15 protein-coding genes are annotated in these 18,445 nt (G+C 73.1%); 12 read left to right on the forward strand and 3 right to left on the reverse strand.

Annotation, left to right across the window (positions count from 1 at the left end; translation table 11 throughout):
* Nucleotides 1-8 precede the first annotated feature (8 nt).
* Both ACPT94_RS37165 and ACPT94_RS37170 read left to right on the forward strand, forming a co-directional pair.
* On the forward strand, nt 9-1,382 hold the full coding sequence (locus ACPT94_RS37165; RefSeq protein WP_360346395.1) for an aldehyde dehydrogenase family protein: 1,374 nt from the start codon (nt 9-11) through the stop codon (nt 1,380-1,382).
* Complete coding sequence (locus ACPT94_RS37170; protein WP_425247858.1) at nt 1,379-2,188, forward strand: 3-oxoacyl-ACP reductase; 810 nt, start codon at nt 1,379-1,381, stop codon at nt 2,186-2,188. Before ACPT94_RS37165 ends, ACPT94_RS37170 begins: the two co-directional genes overlap by 4 nt.
* A gap of 96 nt (nt 2,189-2,284) precedes the next feature.
* Here the strand turns inward: ACPT94_RS37170 and ACPT94_RS37175 are convergent, their stop codons facing one another.
* Nucleotides 2,285-3,487 carry an amino acid deaminase/aldolase gene (locus ACPT94_RS37175; RefSeq protein WP_360346391.1) on the reverse strand — a complete coding sequence of 401 codons (1,203 nt, stop codon included), beginning with the start codon at nt 3,485-3,487 and terminating at the stop codon, nt 2,285-2,287.
* Between the two features lie 1,887 nt (nt 3,488-5,374).
* On the opposite strand from ACPT94_RS37175, the gene ACPT94_RS37180 reads away from it, so the two are divergent.
* Nucleotides 5,375-6,442: a hypothetical protein gene (locus tag ACPT94_RS37180; protein WP_425247859.1), complete on the forward strand. Its 1,068-nt coding sequence runs from the start codon at nt 5,375-5,377 to the stop codon at nt 6,440-6,442.
* The gene (gene mycP / locus ACPT94_RS37185) at nt 6,439-7,632 is read left to right on the forward strand and encodes a type VII secretion-associated serine protease mycosin (RefSeq protein WP_360346387.1); all 1,194 of its coding nucleotides are present in this window, start codon (nt 6,439-6,441) and stop codon (nt 7,630-7,632) included. Before ACPT94_RS37180 ends, mycP begins: the two co-directional genes overlap by 4 nt.
* A 271-nt stretch (nt 7,633-7,903) precedes the next feature.
* Here mycP and ACPT94_RS37190 read toward each other — a convergent pair whose 3' ends face one another.
* On the reverse strand, nt 7,904-8,875 hold the full coding sequence (locus ACPT94_RS37190) for a serine hydrolase (protein ID WP_360346385.1): 972 nt from the start codon (nt 8,873-8,875) through the stop codon (nt 7,904-7,906).
* 159 nt (nt 8,876-9,034) lie between these two features.
* Between ACPT94_RS37190 and ACPT94_RS37195 the strand changes: the two genes are divergently transcribed.
* Nucleotides 9,035-9,835, forward strand: a complete 801-nt coding sequence (locus ACPT94_RS37195; protein WP_360346486.1) for an SseB family protein — start codon at nt 9,035-9,037, stop codon at nt 9,833-9,835.
* Here ACPT94_RS37195 and ACPT94_RS37200 read toward each other — a convergent pair.
* Nucleotides 9,832-10,209 carry a DUF1844 domain-containing protein gene (locus tag ACPT94_RS37200; RefSeq protein WP_360346383.1) on the reverse strand — a complete coding sequence of 126 codons (378 nt, stop codon included), beginning with the start codon at nt 10,207-10,209 and terminating at the stop codon, nt 9,832-9,834. The genes ACPT94_RS37195 and ACPT94_RS37200 overlap by 4 nt on opposite strands.
* A 403-nt stretch (nt 10,210-10,612) precedes the next feature.
* Here ACPT94_RS37200 and infC point away from each other — a divergent pair, with 403 nt between their 5' ends.
* The 7 genes from infC to pheT all read left to right on the forward strand — a co-directional run bounded on the left by infC (nt 10,613) and on the right by pheT (nt 18,192).
* The gene (infC, locus tag ACPT94_RS37205) at nt 10,613-11,251 is read left to right on the forward strand and encodes a translation initiation factor IF-3 (RefSeq protein ID WP_360346484.1); all 639 of its coding nucleotides are present in this window, start codon (nt 10,613-10,615) and stop codon (nt 11,249-11,251) included.
* Between the two features lie 111 nt (nt 11,252-11,362).
* Nucleotides 11,363-11,557: a 50S ribosomal protein L35 gene (rpmI, locus tag ACPT94_RS37210; RefSeq protein ID WP_007829094.1), complete on the forward strand. Its 195-nt coding sequence runs from the start codon at nt 11,363-11,365 to the stop codon at nt 11,555-11,557.
* Between the two features lie 110 nt (nt 11,558-11,667).
* On the forward strand, nt 11,668-12,051 hold the full coding sequence (gene rplT / locus ACPT94_RS37215; protein ID WP_003989074.1) for a 50S ribosomal protein L20: 384 nt from the start codon (nt 11,668-11,670) through the stop codon (nt 12,049-12,051).
* A gap of 313 nt (nt 12,052-12,364) precedes the next feature.
* The gene (locus ACPT94_RS37220) at nt 12,365-13,216 is read left to right on the forward strand and encodes a TrmH family RNA methyltransferase (RefSeq protein ID WP_360346381.1); all 852 of its coding nucleotides are present in this window, start codon (nt 12,365-12,367) and stop codon (nt 13,214-13,216) included.
* Between the two features lie 53 nt (nt 13,217-13,269).
* Nucleotides 13,270-14,409, forward strand: a complete 1,140-nt coding sequence (locus tag ACPT94_RS37225; RefSeq protein ID WP_360346379.1) for a sensor histidine kinase — start codon at nt 13,270-13,272, stop codon at nt 14,407-14,409.
* A 148-nt stretch (nt 14,410-14,557) separates the two neighbouring features.
* Nucleotides 14,558-15,679, forward strand: a complete 1,122-nt coding sequence (gene pheS, locus ACPT94_RS37230; RefSeq protein WP_360346377.1) for a phenylalanine--tRNA ligase subunit alpha — start codon at nt 14,558-14,560, stop codon at nt 15,677-15,679.
* Nucleotides 15,679-18,192, forward strand: a complete 2,514-nt coding sequence (gene pheT, locus ACPT94_RS37235) for a phenylalanine--tRNA ligase subunit beta (protein ID WP_360346375.1) — start codon at nt 15,679-15,681, stop codon at nt 18,190-18,192. The genes pheS and pheT overlap by 1 nt, the downstream gene beginning before the upstream one ends.
* Nucleotides 18,193-18,445 lie beyond the last annotated feature (253 nt).

Raw genomic sequence — 18,445 nt, forward strand, 5'->3', positions numbered from 1 at the left:
GTCACCCCGTGTCCGACCCGCACGAGCTCATCGTCCTCAACCCGGCCACCGAGGAGGTCGTCGCCACCGTCCCGGCCGCCGACGCCGCCGACGTGGACCGCGCGGTCGCCCGCGCGAGCACCGCCCAGACCGCCTGGGCGGCCGCCGCCCCGGCCGACCGGGCCCGGCTGCTGCGCCGCTTCGCCGACGTCGTCGACACACACCTCGAGGAACTGGCGCGGTGCGAGGTCCGTGAGGCGGGTCACCTCCTCGGCAACGCCCGCTGGGAAGCCGGCAACGTCCGTGACCTGCTGCTCTACGCAGCAGGAGGCGTCGAGCGGCTCCTCGGCAAGCAGATCCCGGTACCCGGCGGCTGGGACGTCACCTTCCACGAGCCGCTCGGCGTGGTCGGCGTGATCGCCCCCTGGAACTTCCCCATGCCGATCGCCGCCTGGGGCTCCTTCCCGGCCCTCGCGGCCGGCAACGCGGTCGTCCTCAAGCCCGCCGAGACGACCCCGCTCACCGCCCTGCGCCTGGCCGAACTGGCCCTGGAGGCAGGCCTGCCCGAGCACCTCTTCCAGGTGCTGCCCGGACACGGTCCCGTCACGGGCCGCGCCCTGGTCGACCACCCGGGCGTCGCGAAGATCGTGTTCACCGGATCCACCCGCACCGGCCGCGAGATCATGGAGCGCTGCGCCCGGCACGTCAAACCGGTCACGCTCGAACTCGGCGGCAAGAGCCCCAACGTGGTCTTCGCCGACGCCGACCTGAAGGCGGCCGTCGACCCCTTCTCCTTCCTCGACAACTCCGGCCAGGACTGCTGCGCCCGCACCCGCATCCTGGTCCAGGAGTCGGTGTACGACGAGGTCGCCGACCTCCTCGCCCGGGAACTGTCGGCCGTCGTGGTGGGCGACCCGGCCGACGAGGCGACCCGGATGGGGCCGCTGATCTCCCGGCAACAGGTGGACCGTGTCCGGTCGTTCGTCCCCGACGACGCCCCCGCGCTGCGCGGCAGCGCCCCCGACGGACCCGGCTTCTGGTTCCCGCCGACCGTGCTCACCGCAGAGCGGCCCGACTCCGACGCGGCCCGCGAGGAGATCTTCGGCCCCGTCGCCGTCCTGCTGCCCTTCACCGACGAACAGGACGCGATCCGCCTCGCCAACGACACCCCGTACGGCCTCTCCGGCTCCATCTGGACCCGGGACGTCGGCCGCGCCCTGCGCGTCTCGCAGGCGGTCCGCGCCGGAAACCTGTCCGTCAACTCCCACTCCAGCGTCCGCTACTGGACCCCGTTCGGCGGCTTCAAGCAGTCCGGCGTCGGCCGCGAGCTGGGCCCGGACGCCCTGACCGCCTTCACCGAAACCAAGAACGTCTTCATCAGCACGGAGGGCCCCGCACAGTGACCTCAGAGACCTCACTCACCTCAGAGACCTCGGCCGGCGTCTGCCGGCGGCTCGTCGGCCGCACCGCCGTCATCACCGGGGCCGGCAGCGGCATCGGCCTCGCCACCGCGCGCCGCCTGGCCTCCGAGGGCGCCCACGTCGTCTGCGGCGACGTCGACGAGGCCCGCGGCAAGGCGGCCGCCGAGGAGGTCGGCGGCATCTTCGTCAAAGTCGACGTCACCGACCCCGAGCAGGTCGAGGCCCTGTTCAAGGCCGCGCACGACACCTACGGCAGCGTCGACATCGCCTTCAACAACGCCGGCATCTCGCCGCCCGACGACGACTCCATCCTGGAGACCGGCCTGGAGGCCTGGAAGCGCGTCCAGGAGGTCAACCTCACCTCCGTCTACCTGTGCTGCAAGGCCGCCATCCCGTACATGCGGCGCCAGGGCAAGGGCTCCATCATCAACACCGCGTCCTTCGTAGCCCGCATGGGCGCGGCGACCTCGCAGATCTCGTACACGGCCTCCAAGGGCGGTGTGCTGGCCATGTCCCGTGAACTGGGCGTCCAGTTCGCCCGGGAGGGCATCCGCGTCAACGCCCTGTGCCCGGGCCCGGTCAACACCCCGCTGCTGCAGGAGCTGTTCGCCAAGGACCCGGAGCGGGCGGCCCGGCGCCTCGTCCACATCCCGCTCGGCCGGTTCGCCGAGGCCGAGGAGATCGCCGCCGCGGTCGCCTTCCTCGCCAGTGACGACTCGTCCTTCGTCAACGCCACCGACTTCCTCGTGGACGGCGGCATCTCGGGCGCGTACGTCACGCCCCTGTAGGAGACAGGCCGACCGGTACGCACACGGGCGCGACCCGGAGGGTTCGGCGCCGCCGGCGTCCGAGGCTTCGGGCCGCGCCGGTGGCGCCGGCACCTCTCACAGGAACGTGTGGCCCTCGCCCCGGTACGTCGGCACCGCCGCCGTCACCGTGTCCCCCTCGATCAGCTGCAGCACGTCGAACCGCTCGCACAGCTCACCGGCCTTCGCGTGCCGGAACCACACCTTGTCGCCGATCAGCAGATCGTCGGCGGGGGAGCCGAGCAGCGGCGTCTGCACCTCGCCGGGGCCCTCCTGAGGGTCGTAGCGCAGCCCCTCCGGCAGGTACGGCACCGGCAGCCGGTCCGGTCCGGCCGCACCGGAGGCGGGGTACCCGCCGCCGAGCACGGTGACGACGCCCACCCCCGGCCGCCGTACGACGGGCTGGGCGAAGAGGGCGGCCGGACGGCCGCTGAAGGACGTGTAGTTGTCGAACAGGCGCGGCACGTACAGCCCCGAGCCCGCCGCGATCTCCGTGACCGCGTCCTCGGCGGCCGTGTGCTGCACACTGCCGGTGCCGCCGCCGTTGACGTACTCCAGGTCCGGCACCACGGCCCGCACCGCGCGCACCACCGCGGCGCGCCGCTCGGCGAGTTCACGGCGGGCGGTGGCCTGCATCAGCCGGATCGCACGCGAGCGCAGCCACCGCCCGGCGACGGCGTCGCCCACACCGGCGATGTGCCCCTCGTACGCCATGATCCCCACCAGCCGGAAGCCGGGCCGCCGGGCCACCGCCCGTGCCAGGTCGGCGACTTGGGCGGGGGAGTGCAGCGGGGAGCGGAGAGCGCCGACCCGGACGCGGCCGCCGAGCAGCTTCAGCGCGGTGTCCAACTCCAGGCAGACACGGACGACTTCGCGTCCGCCGGCACGGGCGGCGTCGATCAGGTCGAGCTGGGCGACGTCGTCGACCATGACGGTGACGGCGGCGGCGAGCTTGGGGTCGCCGGCCAGTTCGGCGAAGCCGGCCCGGTCCGCCGAGGGGTAGGCGAGCAGGATGTCGTCGAACCCGGAGCGCGCCAGCCACAGTGACTCGGCCAGGGTGAAGGACATGATGCCCGCGAAGCCGTCCTTCGCCAGGACGCGTTCCAGCAGCGCCCGGCAGCGGACGGACTTGCTGGCGACCCGGACCGGTTTCCCGCCCGCCCGGCGGACCAGGTCGTCGGCGTTGGCGTCGAAGGCGTCCAGGTCCACGATCGCGAGGGGAGCGTCGAGATGGGCGGTGGCCCGGTCGTATCGGGCCCGGTCGGCGGCGCGCGCAGTCATGAACGCAGCCTGCCAGACTGGATTACCGCAGGGTAGGGGGACGTTCCGGGCAGATGCCCCGGGGACGTGGGACTGGTTCCCGTTCGCCCAGGAACAAGCCGTAGAGTGACGCGCACGCACGGACGAACGGCTCCGGCCGGACAGCCGCGCCGGGATGCCGGTCCGCCCGTGCGGGTATGCGTGCCCAGAACGGACCCGTACGTCCGCACGGGGCCGCCCGGGCACGAAGCAACGAGGGCCCGCGCAGGAGAACGACGGCCCGGGCACGAGGAAACGGGGGGGTGCATGAGCACGGAAGCACGCCGCGCCTCGATCCCCCCACGCCCGGCCACGCCGCCGGTCCAGGGCACACCCCCACGCCCGGCGACCCCGCCGGCCTCCGGCACGCCGCCGCGTCCGACGACCCCGCCCGCCTCCGGCACGCCGCCCCGCCCGACCGCCCCGCCGCGGCCGGTGCAGCCACCGAGGGCCGGGGCGGCCCCCCAGCCCACGAACGGCGGGGACGAGACGGCCGCCGGGGCGAACGACGCGTCGAGGCCTCCCGCCGGGGACGGCTCGCCACGAACCCGCCCGGACGCACCCACCGCGAGCGCGGCGCCGCCCGGACAGCCGGCGCCCACCGGCCCCCGCTTCCCCCACCTGCGGTCCTCCCAGTACCCGGACTCCATGACTCCGCCCCCGCCCCCCGCGTCGGCCCGCTTCCCGGACACCCCACCCCCGGGCCGCTCCCACCCCGGCCCCTCCCCGCGGACACCCGAAGGCCTGTCCACGGGCAGCACCACGCCGGGCGGCACCCGCGCGGCCGGTCCGAACGGCACCCGTTCCGCCGCCTCCGACGGCACTCGTCCCGCCCACGCGGACAGCACCTCTCCCACCGCCTCGAACGGCACCCGCACCGCGGGCCCCGGCGCCTCCCGTCCGGAGAACGCCCGTCCGGCCGGTTCGGACGGTGGCCGTCCCACGACTTCGGACGGCCGGCCCGCCGCTTCGGGCGGCGCCCACCCGGCCCGCCCGGGGACCACCCGCCCCGCACGCCTGGACAGCACCCGCCCCGCCGGCTCGAACGGTGCCTCCTCCGCACCTTCGGCGTCTGTTCGTCCCGCAGGCTCCGGCACCCCGCGCCCCGCACGTCTGGACGGTCCCCGCCCCGCCGGCTCGGAAGGCGGCGGTTCAGTCGGTTCGGACGGTCCCCGTTCTGCCGGTTCGGGCGTGCCTCGTCCTGCACGTCTGGACGATTCTCGTCCCGCCGGCTCGGATGGCGGCGGTTCAGTCGGTTCGGACGGTCCCCGTGCTGCTGGATCGGGCGTGCCTCGTCCTGCACGTCTGGACGGTTCTCGTCCCGCCGGCTCGGATGGCGGCGGTTCAGTCGGTTCGGACGGTCCCCGTTCTGCCGGTTCGGGCGTGCCTCGTCCTGCACGTCTGGACGGTTCTCGTCCCGCCGGCTCGGATGGCGGCGGTTCCGTCGGCGCGGACGCAACTCGCTCTGCCGGTTCCAGAGTTCCGCGTCCCGCGCGTCTCGACGGCTCCCGTCCCGGCGGGCCGGAAGACGGCAGGTCCGTCGGTGCGGACGGGCCTCGTGCCGTCGGGGCGGACGGTAATCCTTCCGCCGCTTCGGACGGGACGCGTTCCTTCGCTTCGGACGGTGACCGTTCCGCCCGTTCGGCCACCGCCCGCCCCGCGCGTCTGGAGAACACCCGTCACGCAGACGCGGACCGTGCTCGCTCCGCGAGTACGGGGGGTGCCGCCCGGACGGTCGACGAGGGTGAGGGCCGGGCTCTGGCGTCCGACGCGGCGCAACCGCCGGCCCCGGGCGCTGTCTGGACGCCCCTGCCGCGGGCCTGGGCCCCCGCCCCCGCCCATCCCCACCGGGACGCCCTGTCCACCAGCGTGCCCGGGCGCGGCCCCGAGCACGGTGAGCCGCCCGCGGACCCGGACGCCCGGCCCGCCTGGACGCCGGCCACACCGGTACGCCACCCCGACTTCGACGACCGCAGCGCCCCCGCGAGCGCCCGGATCCCGCGCCCCGCGGACCCCATGGAGGCTCCGCCCCACCCGCACGACGAACCGGGCGCGAAGAACGTCACCCCCGATCCGGCCCTCTCCTGGAGCGCCCCCATGGCCCCGGGCGGTACGCCCGGTGCCACGCGGCCCATCGTGACGTTCGCGCAGCCCGAGGGGTTCGGGGAGGCGCCGCGCACGAGTCGGCTGCGGGGGCAGGCCGTCGCGGCCGGCGCCTGTGTCGTGCTCGGGCTGGGCCTCATCGGCGGTGCCGTGACGGGCAGTTGGCTCGCCGGGGACGCCGCGGAGGCGGGGGAGAAGGGGACTTACGCCACCGCCGGAGGCCTGTGGCACAACGTGCCCGTCGACCAGTTGTTCCCGCCCACCGTGGACGGACAGGGCGCCGGACCCGGCGGCGCCGACCGTACCTGGACGCGGATCGCCGTCGCCCCGGACAGCGGCTGCGCGGGCGCCTTCGACCCGCTGCTGCTCAAGGCGCTCTCCCCGGTCGGCTGCACCCGCCTGCTGCGCGCCACCTACACCGACGCCACCCAGAGCTACGTCACCACCGTGGGACTGCTGTTCACCAAGGCGGACGCGGCCGCCATGCGTGCGCTCGACACCCGGTTCGAGAAGGAGGGCCTGGCCCGCCGCACCGACCTGCTGCCACGCCCGTACGCCGCGAAGGACACTGTGGCCGCCGCCTTCGGCGACAAGCAGCGCGCCTCGTGGACGATCTCCGTCCTCACCGACGCGCCCGTCGTCGTCTACGCCGTCTCCGGCTGGGCCGACGGCCGCACCGTCGCCACCCCGGAGCCCGCCGCCCAGGCCACCGCGGCCGGCGCCACCACGGCCCTCGCCCAGGCCGGCCTGGGCAACGAGGCCAAGGGCCTCGCCGACCGCGTCGAGCGTGCTCTGCGCAAGACCGCCGTCTCGCCCTCGGAGCCCCCCTCATGAGCAGCAGCCGTACGACGACCCACCGGGCCGGCCTCCTGTGCTGCCTCCTCGCCGCCTCCCTCGCCCTCCTGCCGGCCGCCCCCGCGCACGCCGACGGCATACGCGGACAGCAGTGGGCCCTGGAGGCCCTGCACACCGACGAGGTGTGGCGGACCACCAAGGGGGCGGGCGTCACCGTCGCCGTCCTCGACACCGGCGTCGAGGCCGACCACCCCGACCTCGACGGCAACGTCCTGCCCGGCAAGGACCTGGTCGGCTTCGGCGCCGAGCCCGGCGACCGTGCCTGGGCCCGCCACGGCACCGCGATGGCCGGCATCATCGCAGGCCACGGACACGGCTACGGCGACGCCGACGGCGTCATGGGCATCGCCCCCGAGGCGAAGATCCTCCCCGTCCGCGTCATCCTCGAGGACGGCGACCCGGCCCGCACCAAGGCCCGCAACACCCGCGGCAACGCCCTCGCCGAAGGCATCCGCTGGGCCGCCGACCAGGGCGCCGACGTCATCAACCTCTCGCTCGGCGACGACTCCGCCTCCGCCCACCCCGAACCCGCCGAGGACGAGGCCGTCCAGTACGCCCTGAAGAAGGGCTCCGTGGTCGTCGCCTCGGCCGGCAACGGCGGCGACAAGGGCGACCACGTCTCCTACCCGGCCGCCTACCCGGGCGTCATCGCCGCGACCGCCGTCGACAAGTACGGCACCCGCGCCTCCTTCTCCACCCGACGCTGGTACGCCACGGTCAGCGCGCCCGGCGTGGGCGTCGTCATCGCCGACCCGGACCACAAGTACTACGAGGGCTGGGGCACGTCCGCCGCGGCCGCCTTCGTCTCCGGCGCCGCCGCCCTCGTCAAGGCCGCCCACCCGGACCTGACCCCGGCGCAGATCAAGAAGCTCCTGGAGGACACCGCCCGCAACTCGCCCGTGGGCGGCCGCGACGACTCCCGCGGCTTCGGCTTCGTCGACCCGGCCGCCGCGATCAAGGCTGCCGCCGGCCTGAAGCCCGAGGCCCTCCGGCCCGTCTCCTACGGCGCCAAGTACTTCGGACCCGGCCCGGACAAGAAGAAGCCCGACGACGACACCTCGAACTGGGCCGGCCCTCTCGCGGGCGGCACCGGCGGAGTCCTCCTGGTCGCCGCGGTCGTCCTGTGGCGCGGCCGCCGCCGCGAGCAGGAGCCGTACGACGCCTTCTAGTGCCGCGGCAGGCAACGTTTGCCCGGTGAGGAGCGGCGTCGTGGGGGTACCTCCCGCCCGAGCCGTGCGAAGCCGGTTCGAGGGTGGGGGAGCGTGCTCTCGGTGTGCCGGCCGGAAGCCCTCGTACTGGATGTACTTGGGCTTTCGGCCGGTGCGGCGAGAGGGCGTGCCGGGCGTCGCGACGGGGCGAACGTTGCCTGTCGCGGCACTAGGACCGCCGACGGGCCAGGACGCGCCGGCGTTCAGAACCGTACCGGCGTTCCGCTGTCGCTCAGCCCGCCGTGAAGGCCGACACCGCCGCCTGCGCCGCCGCCTCCACCAGCGTGATTCCCTGCGCCTGGCTCGCGTTGCCGTTCGACAGCACGGCCACCAGGTAGTCCTGCCCGTCGACGGTCACCCGCCCGATGCTGTTGACGTCCCACAGCCCGGTCGTGCTGCGCGGCAGCCACCCGTTCTTCAACGCCCACGAGGAACCGTCGGCCACGGCCGAGACCCCCCACTGCTGGCCGACGGCGATCCGGCCCATCAGCCCCTGGAGATACGCCCGCGAGGCCTCGCTCAGCTCCGAGTCCTCCCCGAAGACCTGCTGGAGCAGGGTCAGCTGGTCGGCGGCCGTGGTCTGGGTGAGGCCCCACAACGCGCCGTCCCCGCCCTCGGTGCCCGTCAGCCCGAACCGCTCGTTCGCCGCGTCGAGCCCGCCGGCCCGCCCGATCGCGTTCCACAGCGCCGTCGCCGAGTCGTTGTCGCTGTTCTCGATCATCGCGGTGGCGTACGCCTTCTCCTGCGCGGTCAGCTGCCGCCCCGCGTCCTGCGCCCGCAGCAGCAGCGCCGCCAGGATGTCCACCTTGACGATGCTCGCCGTGTCGAAGGAGCCGGAGCCGTATGTGGCGCTCGCCCCGGAGCCGACGTCCAGCACGGCCACGGACACCTTCGCGTCGCCCGGCGCCGTCACCGAGGCCATCGCCTTCGCCAGCAGCGCGTCATGGTCCACCTCGGGCTCCGGCACCGCTTCGACCACGGGCTCCATCGACGCCTCCCCACCGGCCGACACCGACGCCGGGGCCGACGGCGTCGCCGACGACGATACGGCGCCCCGGCCCGAGTGCGCCTGCCCCTTCACGTACACCGTGCCGGCCGCGGCCGTGGCTCCCAGGACGGCGACGGTGGCGAGCACGCAGTGGACGAGGGAACGGCGCCGAGAGGGACGAGCGCGGCGGCTGCGACGTGCTCCAGGGGACTCCATGCCCGTGATGCTGGGGGCGGTGCCTGTGCGCTCCGTTGGACGCACGTGAGATGTGCGTCAGGGATGTCTGAGAAACCTGTGAACGCCGTCACCGCGGTGTCCCGGGCCATCCGGGCCCCGCCCAAGCCCAGCGGGATTCCCCCGATAGGGTCGGTCACCGTGGCGAACAAGAACATTCCCGACCCCGGCTTCTCCGACGACGACGGCTCCGCCGACCCCCGGCTGAGCGCCGCGCTCGCCGCCTGGGCGCAGGACCGCACCGCCGTGGGACCCGTGCTCGAGGCCCTTAAGGGCGCCCGGCTGCTCGTTCCCGTGGTGGCCGTCCTCGGTGAGGTCGAGGAGGACAGTCAGGAGGAGCGCGAAGCTCCTTGGAAGGGTGGTGGTGGGAGACGGGAGGGCGGGCTGCGCCGCGAGAAGACCAGCGACATGGCCGTCCCCACTCTGAAGGCGGGGGCCCGCACGGCCCTGCCCGCCTTCACCTCCACCGAGTCCCTCGCCCGCTGGGACCCGCAGGCCCGCCCCGTCGCCGTACCGCTGCACCAGGCGCTGCAGGCCGCCGCGCACGAGAAGGCGGACACGGTCGTCCTCGACCTGGCCGGACCGGTCGCCTTCGAACTGACCGGACCCTCGCTGCTCGCGCTCGCCGAGGGCCGCACCACCACCGACCCGCTGGCCGACCCGGCCGTGGTGGAGGCGGTACGGGGCGCGGTGGCCGCCGAGCCCGCCGTCCTGCGCGCCCACCTCGGGCCCGGGCAGGCCGACGGCACCCTCGCCCTCGTCCTGGACCCGGCCGCCGCCCCCGCCGAGGCCGCCCAGGCCGTCGCCCGGCGCCTCGCCGCCGACGACACGCTGAGGGCCCGCCTGGTGCGCGGCCTCGACCTGGCCCTGCTGCCGGCCGGCACGACACCTCCGGGCGAGCCCCTGTACGTACGTGGGGGCGAGGCGCAACAGCCCCTCTAGCCGTAGACCGGGCCCGTGTACTTCTCGCCCGGGCCCTGGCCCGGCTCGTCCGGGACGATCGACGCCTCGCGGAAGGCCAGCTGGAGCGACTTCAGGCCGTCGCGCAGCGGCGCCGCGTGGAAGGAGCTGATCTCGGTCGCGCTCGCGTCCAGCAGACCGGCGAGGGCGGTGACCAGCTTGCGGGCCTCGTCCAGGTCCTTGTACTTGTCGCCCTCCTCGGTCAGACCGAGCTTCACGGCGGCGGCGCTCATCAGATTGACGGCGACCGTCACGATCACCTCGACCGCGGGGACCTCGGCGATGTCGCGGGTCATCTCGTCGAAGTCGGCGGCGCCGGGGGTCTCGGGGGTGTCCGAGGGGGAGGTCTCACTCATGTCCCACACGATAGGCGCAGCACGCCACGGTGACGCGCACGGCCCCGGTCGGCCTCAATTCGCCCTTCCTGACGCCACCTGCTAATCTTGTACAACGACCGGTCGGACACGCGTGCCCCTCAGCAGGCGGGCCCGGCCCACAAGTGGAGGCTCCGAACTCCCACCCGGCCACCCTCACGGGCGGCGGGTCACCCCGGTCAGGCGGCCACCATCGTTCCGTACGGACGATGGAGTCGCCCGGTAGTGCGCCCCGCGATCCCGCGAAGGTGCTCCGGTAGTGCTTGGAGCCCCGCCTGTGATCGTTCGGGGCATTTTTTGTGCTTCGGCGTGGTTAAGGCCTAACGAACACAGACGTTACGCGGCCGTCCGCCAGACCGCCGCGTGGTGCTACCGAGGAGGATCCATCAGCGCCGAGCCCCGCATCAACGACCGGATTCGCGTTCCCGAGGTGCGACTTGTCGGTCCCAGTGGCGAGCAGGTCGGCATCGTGCCGCTCGCGAAGGCACTGGAGCTTGCCCAGGAGTACGACCTGGACCTGGTCGAGGTCGCGGCGAACGCCCGCCCGCCGGTCTGCAAGCTCATGGACTACGGGAAGTTCAAGTACGAGTCGGCCATGAAGGCCCGTGAGGCGCGCAAGAACCAGGCGCACACGGTCATCAAGGAGATGAAGCTCCGGCCGAAGATCGACCCGCACGACTATGACACCAAGAAGGGTCACGTCGTCCGGTTCCTCAAGCAGGGCGACAAGGTCAAGATCACGATCATGTTCCGCGGTCGTGAGCAGTCCCGTCCCGAGCTGGGCTACCGACTGCTGCAGCGTCTCGCGGAGGACGTCCAGGAGCTCGGGTTCGTCGAGTCGAACCCGAAGCAGGACGGCCGCAACATGATCATGGTCCTCGGTCCGCACAAGAAGAAGACCGAGGCGATGGCCGAGGCCCGTCAGGCGCAGGAGGCCCGCAAGGCCGAAGCGAAGGCCAACCCCGGCCGCTCGCAGAACCCTGCGGACGCCGAGACGCCGGCCGAGGAGCCTGCCGAGGCGTGATCCGCGGGACGCCAGTCCCCTGGACGTAACCGAAACAAGAGCGACGCTCCACCTGTGCCCGGTTTTCGTGACCGGGCACCGGAGCGCCACCGACGAGGAGAGAACGGCGCTATGCCGAAGAACAAGTCGCACAGCGGTGCCAGCAAGCGCTTCAAGGTCACCGGCTCCGGCAAGGTGCTCCGTGAGCGCGCCGGCAAGCGCCACCTGCTCGAGCACAAGTCGTCCCGTCTGACGCGTCGCCTCACCGGCAACGCCGAGATGGCCCCGGGCGACGCCAAGAAGATCAAGAAGCTTCTCGGCAAGTGACGCCCCGGCGCGTGATCGTCCGATCCCCTCGCGCCGTACGTCAGGACCGGGACCCAATCGATACCGGGCCGTGTGAGGACAACCACGGCCCCGCTACAAGGAGTTAACAAGTGGCACGCGTCAAGCGGGCAGTCAACGCCCACAAGAAGCGCCGGGCGATCCTCGAGCAGGCCTCCGGCTACCGCGGTCAGCGTTCGCGCCTGTACCGCAAGGCCAAGGAGCAGGTCACCCACTCGCTGGTCTACAACTACAACGACCGCAAGAAGCGCAAGGGCGACTTCCGTCAGCTGTGGATCCAGCGCATCAACGCCGCTGCCCGCGCGAACGGCATGACCTACAACCGCTTCATCCAGGGTCTGAAGGCCGCGAACGTCGAGGTCGACCGCAAGATCCTGGCCGAGCTGGCCGTCAACGACGCGGGTGCGTTCGCCGCGCTCGTCGAGGTCGCGCAGAAGGCGCTGCCGTCGGACGTGAACGCGCCGAAGGCGGCGTGACGCTGCGCCGGCCTTGAAGCCGGACGTGACGTGACCCGGACCCGCAGGCTGCACGCCGCCTGCGGGTCCGAGTGCGTCCGGGCCCCCGTCCCAGGGGCTCCGCCCCCTGGACCCCGCGCCCACCCACACCCGTCTCGGCCGGATGACGGGTGCCCGTGTCAGCCCGTCCGGGGGTGCCCCCTCCGGGGGGAGTTCGAGGACGAGGCCGGTTCAGGCCGACAGCGGGGACGGGAAGGGCAGGGGCGGCGGGGGCGAGAAAAGCCGTAGCCCGCCCGTACCCGCGCCCCCCGCCATCCCACCGAAGGTGACTCCCATGCCCCCCGCCACCCCCGACCTCATCTCCCCCCGCTCTCCCCGCGTCTCCGCCGCCCGGCGGCTCGCGAAGCGGAACTTCCGGGGGAAGGAGCGGCTGTTCCTCGCGGAGGGGCCGCAGGCCGTGCGAGAGGCGGCCGCCTACGGCGCGTCCACGCTCGTGGAGCTGTTCGTGACCGTCGAGGCAGCGGAGCGCTACGCCGACATCGTCGGAGAGGCCCGCGACGCCGGCGCCCGGATCCACCTCGCCGCCGAGCAGGTGATCGAGGACATCTCCACCACCGTCACCCCGCAGGGCCTCGTCGGGATCTGCCGGTTCCTGGACACCCCCTTCGACGACATCCTCGCCGCCCGCCCGAAGCTGGTCGCCGTCCTCGCCCATGTCCGCGACCCCGGCAACGCCGGGACCGTCCTGCGGTGCGCCGACGCCGCCGGGGCCGAAGCGGTCGTCCTCACCGACGCCTCCGTCGACCTGTACAACCCCAAGGCCGTACGCGCCTCGGTCGGCTCGCTCTTCCATCTGCCCGTCGCCGTCGGCGTCCCCGTGGAGCAGGCCGTGGCCGGGCTCAAGGACGCCGGTGTGCGGATCCTCGCCGCCGACGGGGCGGGGGAGCACGACCTCGACCAGGAGCTGGACAAGGGCACCATGGGCGGGCCCACGGCGTGGGTGTTCGGGAACGAGGCCTGGGGGCTCCCGGAGGAGACCCGGGCGCTCGCCGACGCCGTCGTCCGCGTCCCGATCCACGGGAAGGCCGAGAGCCTGAACCTCGCCACCGCCGCGGCCGTATGTCTCTACGCATCGGCCCGTGCACAGCGCGCCTCCGGAGGGTGCCGCTCCGTCACCGAGAGCTAGTAGGGTGACCAGCTCGGGGGCCCCTCAGTCGTCTGAGAGGTGGGGTACGGGGAATGAGCGTCGGCATGAGCAGTACACGGGAAGCACGGGCCGTGCCGCACGACTCCACGCCCCGGCCTGCCGGTGATCCCGCCGGACTTGGCATCGACCCCGACGATCTGCCCGACGGGCTCGTCGTCGCCGACGAACACGGCCACGTCGTCTGCTTCAACGCCGCCGCCGAGCGCATCACCGCCCGCCCCGCCTCCGAGGCCCTCGGGCAGCGGCTCGACAAGGCCCTGCCATTAGAGGACCTGGAGGGCCGCCGCTGGTGGCAGCTGACCGACCCCTACGGCGGGCTCGCCATCCGGGTACGGCAGCCCGAGCGGAACCTGCTCCTGCCCGGCGGGCGCGAGGTGCTCGTCTCCGCGCGGTACGTCCGCAGCGAGCCCACCGGACCCGTGCGCCGAGTCGTCGTCTCGCTCCGCGACACCGAGGCCCGCCGCCGCACCGAGCGCAGCCACGCCGAGCTGATCGCCACCGTCGCCCACGAGCTGCGTTCCCCCCTCACCTCCGTCAAGGGTTTCACCGCCACCCTCCTCGCCAAGTGGTCGCGCTTCACCGACGACCAGAAACGGCTGATGCTGGAGACGGTCGACGCGGACGCCGACCGCGTCACCCGCCTCATCGCCGAGCTGCTCGACATCTCCCGGATCGACTCAGGGCGGCTGGAGGTGCGGCGCCAGCCCGTCGACATAGGCGCCGCCGTCGGCCGGCACATCCAGGCCTACGTCGCCGCCGGACAGCCCGCCGACCGGTTCCTGCTGCGCATCGAACAGCCGTTGCCCGCGCTGTGGGCCGACCCCGACAAGGTCGACCAGGTGCTCAGCAACCTCCTCGAAAATGCCGTGCGGCACGGCGAGGGAACCGTCACGATTGACGTCACGCCCGCCGAGTCCCCGCGCGAAGGGGAGGACACCGGCACGTCGGTCACCGTGAGCGACGAGGGCGCCGGCATCCCGGAGGAGTCCATGAACCGCGTCTTCACCCGCTTCTGGCGGGGTAGCAAGCGCGGTGGGACGGGCCTCGGGCTGTACATCGTCAAGGGCATCGTCGAGGCCCACGGCGGCGTCATCACGGTCGGCCGCGCCCCCGGCGGCGGCGCGGAGTTCCGATTTACGTTGCCCGTGGGGGCCCCGGCGTATCTCACCTGAGAGCCGGCCGAGCATCCGCGGGCGCATTCGCACACCTCCACCCCGTTAGACTCGGCCTTTGGCACCCATGTGTCCCGAAGTCGGCGACGATCCGCCAACGGATCAGTGACGGGGACCTTCGACCAGCCAATCGGAAGCACGGGAAGAGATGTCGGCACCCAATAAGTCGTACGACCCTGTAGAGGTCGAGGCGTTGAAACCGGAAGAGATCGAGCGCATGCGGGACGAGGCGCTCGCCGCCTTCGCCGCCGCGGACTCCCTCGACGCGCTCCAGGAGGCCAAGGTCGCCCACACCGGCGGCACCTCCCCGCTGGCCCTCGCGAACCGCGAGATCGGCGCACTGCCCCCGCACGCCAAGGCCGCTGCGGGCAAGCTGGTCGGCCAGGCCCGCGGCGCCGTGAACAAGGGCCTCGCCGCCCGCCAGGCCGAGCTCGAGGCCGAGCGCGACCAGCGGGTGCTGGTCGAGGAGGCGGTGGACGTCACGCTGCCGTACGACCGCGTGCCGGCCGGTGCCCGCCACCCGCTCACCACGCTCTCGGAGCGCATCGAGGACATCTTCGTGGCCATGGGCTACGAGGTCGCCGAGGGCCCGCAGGTCGAGGCCGAGTGGTTCAACTTCGACGCCCTCAACATCGGCCCGGACCACCCGGCCCGCGGCGAGGCCGACACCTTCTTCGTGGAGGGCCCCGACGGCGGCGCCGACTCCGGTGTCGTCCTGCGCACCCACACCTCGCCCGTGCAGATCCGCTCGATGCTCGACCGCGAGCTGCCGGTGTACGTGATCTGCCCCGGCGTCGTCTACCGCACCGACGAGCTGGACGCCACCCACACCCCGGTCTTCCGCCAGGTCGAGCTGCTCGCCGTGGACGAGGGCCTGACCATGGCCGACCTCAAGGGCACCATGGACCACATGGTCCAGTCGCTGTTCGGCGAGGGCATCAAGACCCGGCTGCGGCCGAACTTCTTCCCGTTCACCGAGCCGTCCGCCGAGATGGACATGGTGTGCTACGTCTGCCGCGGCGAGTCCGTCGGCAACCCCGACCGCCCCTGCCGCACCTGCTCCTCCGAGGGCTGGATCGAGCTCGGCGGCTGCGGAATGGTCAACCCCAAGGTGCTGACCGCCTGCGGTGTCGACCCGGAGAAGTACAGCGGCTTCGCCTTCGGGTTCGGTATCGAACGGCTGCTGATGTTCCGCCACAACGTCGAAGACATGCGAGACATGGTCGAGGGTGACGTCCGGTTCACCCGGCCGTTCGGGATGGAGATCTGATGCGGGTCCCGCTTTCCTGGCTGCGGGAGTACGTCGACCTGCCGGCCACCGAGACCGGCCGTGACGTCCAGGCCAAGCTCATTTCGGCCGGTCTGGAGGTCGAGACCGTCGAGCACCTCGGCGCCGACCTCAAGGGGCCGCTCGTCGTCGGCCAGGTGCTCACCATCGAGGAGCTGGAGGGCTTCAAGAAGCCGATCCGCTTCTGCACCGTCGACGTCGGCCAGGCCAACGGCACCGGTGAGCCCCAGGAGATCGTCTGCGGCGCCCGGAACTTCTCCGTCGGCGACAAGGTCGTGGTCGTCCTCCCCGGCGCCACGCTGCCGGGCGGCTTCTCGATCTCCGCGCGCAAGACGTACGGCAAGACGTCCCACGGCATGATCTGCTCCAGCGGCGAGCTGGGCATGGGCGACGACGGCACCCACGGCATCATCGTGCTGCCGCCGGAGACCGAGGTCGGCAAGGACGCCGTCGAACTGCTCGAGCTGGTCGACGAGGTCCTGGACATCGCCGTCACCGCCAACCGCGGCGACTGCCTCTCCATCCGCGGCGTCGCCCGCGAGACCGCCATCGCCTACGGCCTGCCGCTGCGCGACCCGGCCCTGCTCGACGTGCCCGGCCCGAACGCCTTCGGCTACCCGGTCAAGGTCACCGACCCGGTCGGCTGCGACCGCTTCACCGCCCGCACCGTCACCGGTCTGAGCCCCGAGGCGCGCTCCCCGATCTGGCTGCAGCGCCGGCTGCAGAAGGTCGGCATGCGCCCGATCTCGCTCGCCGTCGACGTCACCAACTACGTGATGATGGAGCTCGGCCAGCCCCTGCACGCCTACGACCGCAAGCTGGTCCAGGGCACCATCGGGGTACGCCGGGCCGCCGAGGGCGAGAAGATCGTCACCCTCGACGGTGTCGAGCGGAAGCTGCACGCCGAGGACCTGGTGATCACCGACGACCGCGGTCCGATCGGTATCGCCGGTGTCATGGGCGGCGCCAACACCGAGATCGCCGACCACGAGGACGTCGAGAACGCCACGACCGACGTGGTGATCGAGGCCGCCCACTTCAACGCGGTCTCCATCGCCCGTACGGCCCGTCGGCACAAGCTGTCCTCCGAGGCGTCCCGCCGCTTCGAGCGCGGCGTCGACCCGCAGGCCGCGGCGGCCGCCGCGCAGCGCACGGTGGACCTGCTGGTGCTGCTCGCGGGCGGTACCGCCGAGGCCGGGGTCACCGAGGTCATCGCGCCGTCGGCGCCCCACACCATCACCGTCCCGGCCGACCACCCGGACAGGGTCGCGGGTGTCACCTACGGCCGCGAGACCGTCGTACGCCGACTCCAGGAGATCGGCTGCGACGTGTACGGGCAGGACGAGCTGATCGTCACCGTGCCGTCCTGGCGGCCCGACCTCGCGGAGGCCAACGACCTCGCCGAGGAGGTCATCCGGCTGGAAGGCTACGAGAACCTGCCCTCCACGCTGCCCAAGCCCCCGTCGGGCCGCGGTCTCACCCAGCGTCAGCGGCTGCACCGCCGCGTCGGCCGGGCGCTGGCCGGTGCCGGGTACGTCGAGGCGCCGAACTACCCGTTCGTCAGCGAGCAGGTCTTCGACCAGCTCGGCCTGGCGGCCGACGACCCGGCCCGCCGTGTCGTCAAGCTGACCAACCCGCTCAACGACGAGGAGCCCGCGCTCCGTACGTCACTGTTGCCGGGTCTGCTGGGTGCGCTGCGGCGCAACGACGGGCGGGGCAGCCATGACCTCGCGCTGTTCGAGACCGGCCTGGTCTTCCTCCCGCGCGAGGAACAGCGCGTCGCCGTTCATCCTCCGGTCGACCGCCGGCCGACCGACGAGGAACTCGCCTCGCTCGACGCCGCGCTGCCCGAGCAGCCGCGCCATGTCGCCGTCGTCCTCGCGGGCGCCCGCGAGCAGGCCGGCTGGTGGGGCAAGGGCCGTCCGGCCGACTGGGCCGACGCCGTCGAGGCGGCGCGGACGGTCGCCCGTGAGGCGGGCGCCGAGCTCGTCGTGCGCAACGGGCAGTACGGGCCCTGGCACCCCGGCCGCTGCGCCGAGCTGGTGGTCGTCGTCGACGGCGCCGAGCGGGTCGTCGGCCACGCGGGCGAGCTGCACCCGCGCGTCCTGAAGGCTCTGGGACTGCCCGCGCGGACGTCCGCGATGGAGCTGGACCTGGACGTCCTGGAGCAGGTCGGGGACGGCACGCCGCAGGCGCCGAGCATCTCCACGTTCCCCGTCGCCACGCAGGACGTCGCCCTCGTCGTCGACGCGTTCGTCCCGCACGCAGAGGTCGAGGCCGCGCTGCGTGAGGGCGCGGGCGAACTGCTGGAGGGGATCCGGCTGTTCGACGTGTACGAGAGTGCCGCGCAGCTGGGCGAGGGGAAGAAGTCGCTGGCGTACGCGTTGCGCTTCCGCGCGGGTGACCGGACGCTGACGGTCGATGAGGCCTCGGCTGCCCGGGATGCCGCGGTCGCCCTGGCGGGCGAGCGGACGGGGGCGGTTCTGCGCGGCTAGTCGCCGTGGGGGGACTGTGTGGTCGGCCGGGTGCGGGTGCATCGTGGCTGGTCGCGCAGTTCCCCGCGCCCCTGGGGGGCAGGGGCTGCGCCCCCTGCCCCCCAGGGGCGTTTCGTGACACACGTGAGGACAACCGACCCGAGGGGCGCGGGGGCTGCGCCCCCTGCACCCGGGCGTTTCCTGACACACGCGAGGGCGACCCACGGGGCGCGGGGAACTGCGCGGGCGACCACCCACCACCCGCACCCGACCG

The organism is Streptomyces aurantiaciflavus (genome assembly GCF_049808595.1).
In the GTDB taxonomy this organism is placed as follows: Bacteria; Actinomycetota; Actinomycetes; order Streptomycetales; family Streptomycetaceae; genus Streptomyces.

Bases quoted from the DNA above. Each gene is read 5' to 3' on its own strand.
- ACPT94_RS37175 (WP_360346391.1), bottom strand. From the start codon at position 3,487: ATGACTGCGCGCGCCGCCGACCGGGCCCGATACGACCGGGCCACCGCC.
- mycP (WP_360346387.1), top strand. From the start codon at position 6,439: ATGAGCAGCAGCCGTACGACGACCCACCGGGCCGGCCTCCTGTGCTGC.
- ACPT94_RS37190 (WP_360346385.1), bottom strand. From the start codon at position 8,875: ATGGAGTCCCCTGGAGCACGTCGCAGCCGCCGCGCTCGTCCCTCTCGG.
- ACPT94_RS37200 (WP_360346383.1), bottom strand. From the start codon at position 10,209: ATGAGTGAGACCTCCCCCTCGGACACCCCCGAGACCCCCGGCGCCGCC.
- rpmI (WP_007829094.1), top strand. From the start codon at position 11,363: ATGCCGAAGAACAAGTCGCACAGCGGTGCCAGCAAGCGCTTCAAGGTC.
- ACPT94_RS37220 (WP_360346381.1), top strand. From the start codon at position 12,365: ATGCCCCCCGCCACCCCCGACCTCATCTCCCCCCGCTCTCCCCGCGTC.
- ACPT94_RS37225 (WP_360346379.1), top strand. From the start codon at position 13,270: ATGAGCGTCGGCATGAGCAGTACACGGGAAGCACGGGCCGTGCCGCAC.
- pheS (WP_360346377.1), top strand. From the start codon at position 14,558: ATGTCGGCACCCAATAAGTCGTACGACCCTGTAGAGGTCGAGGCGTTG.
- pheT (WP_360346375.1), top strand. From the start codon at position 15,679: ATGCGGGTCCCGCTTTCCTGGCTGCGGGAGTACGTCGACCTGCCGGCC.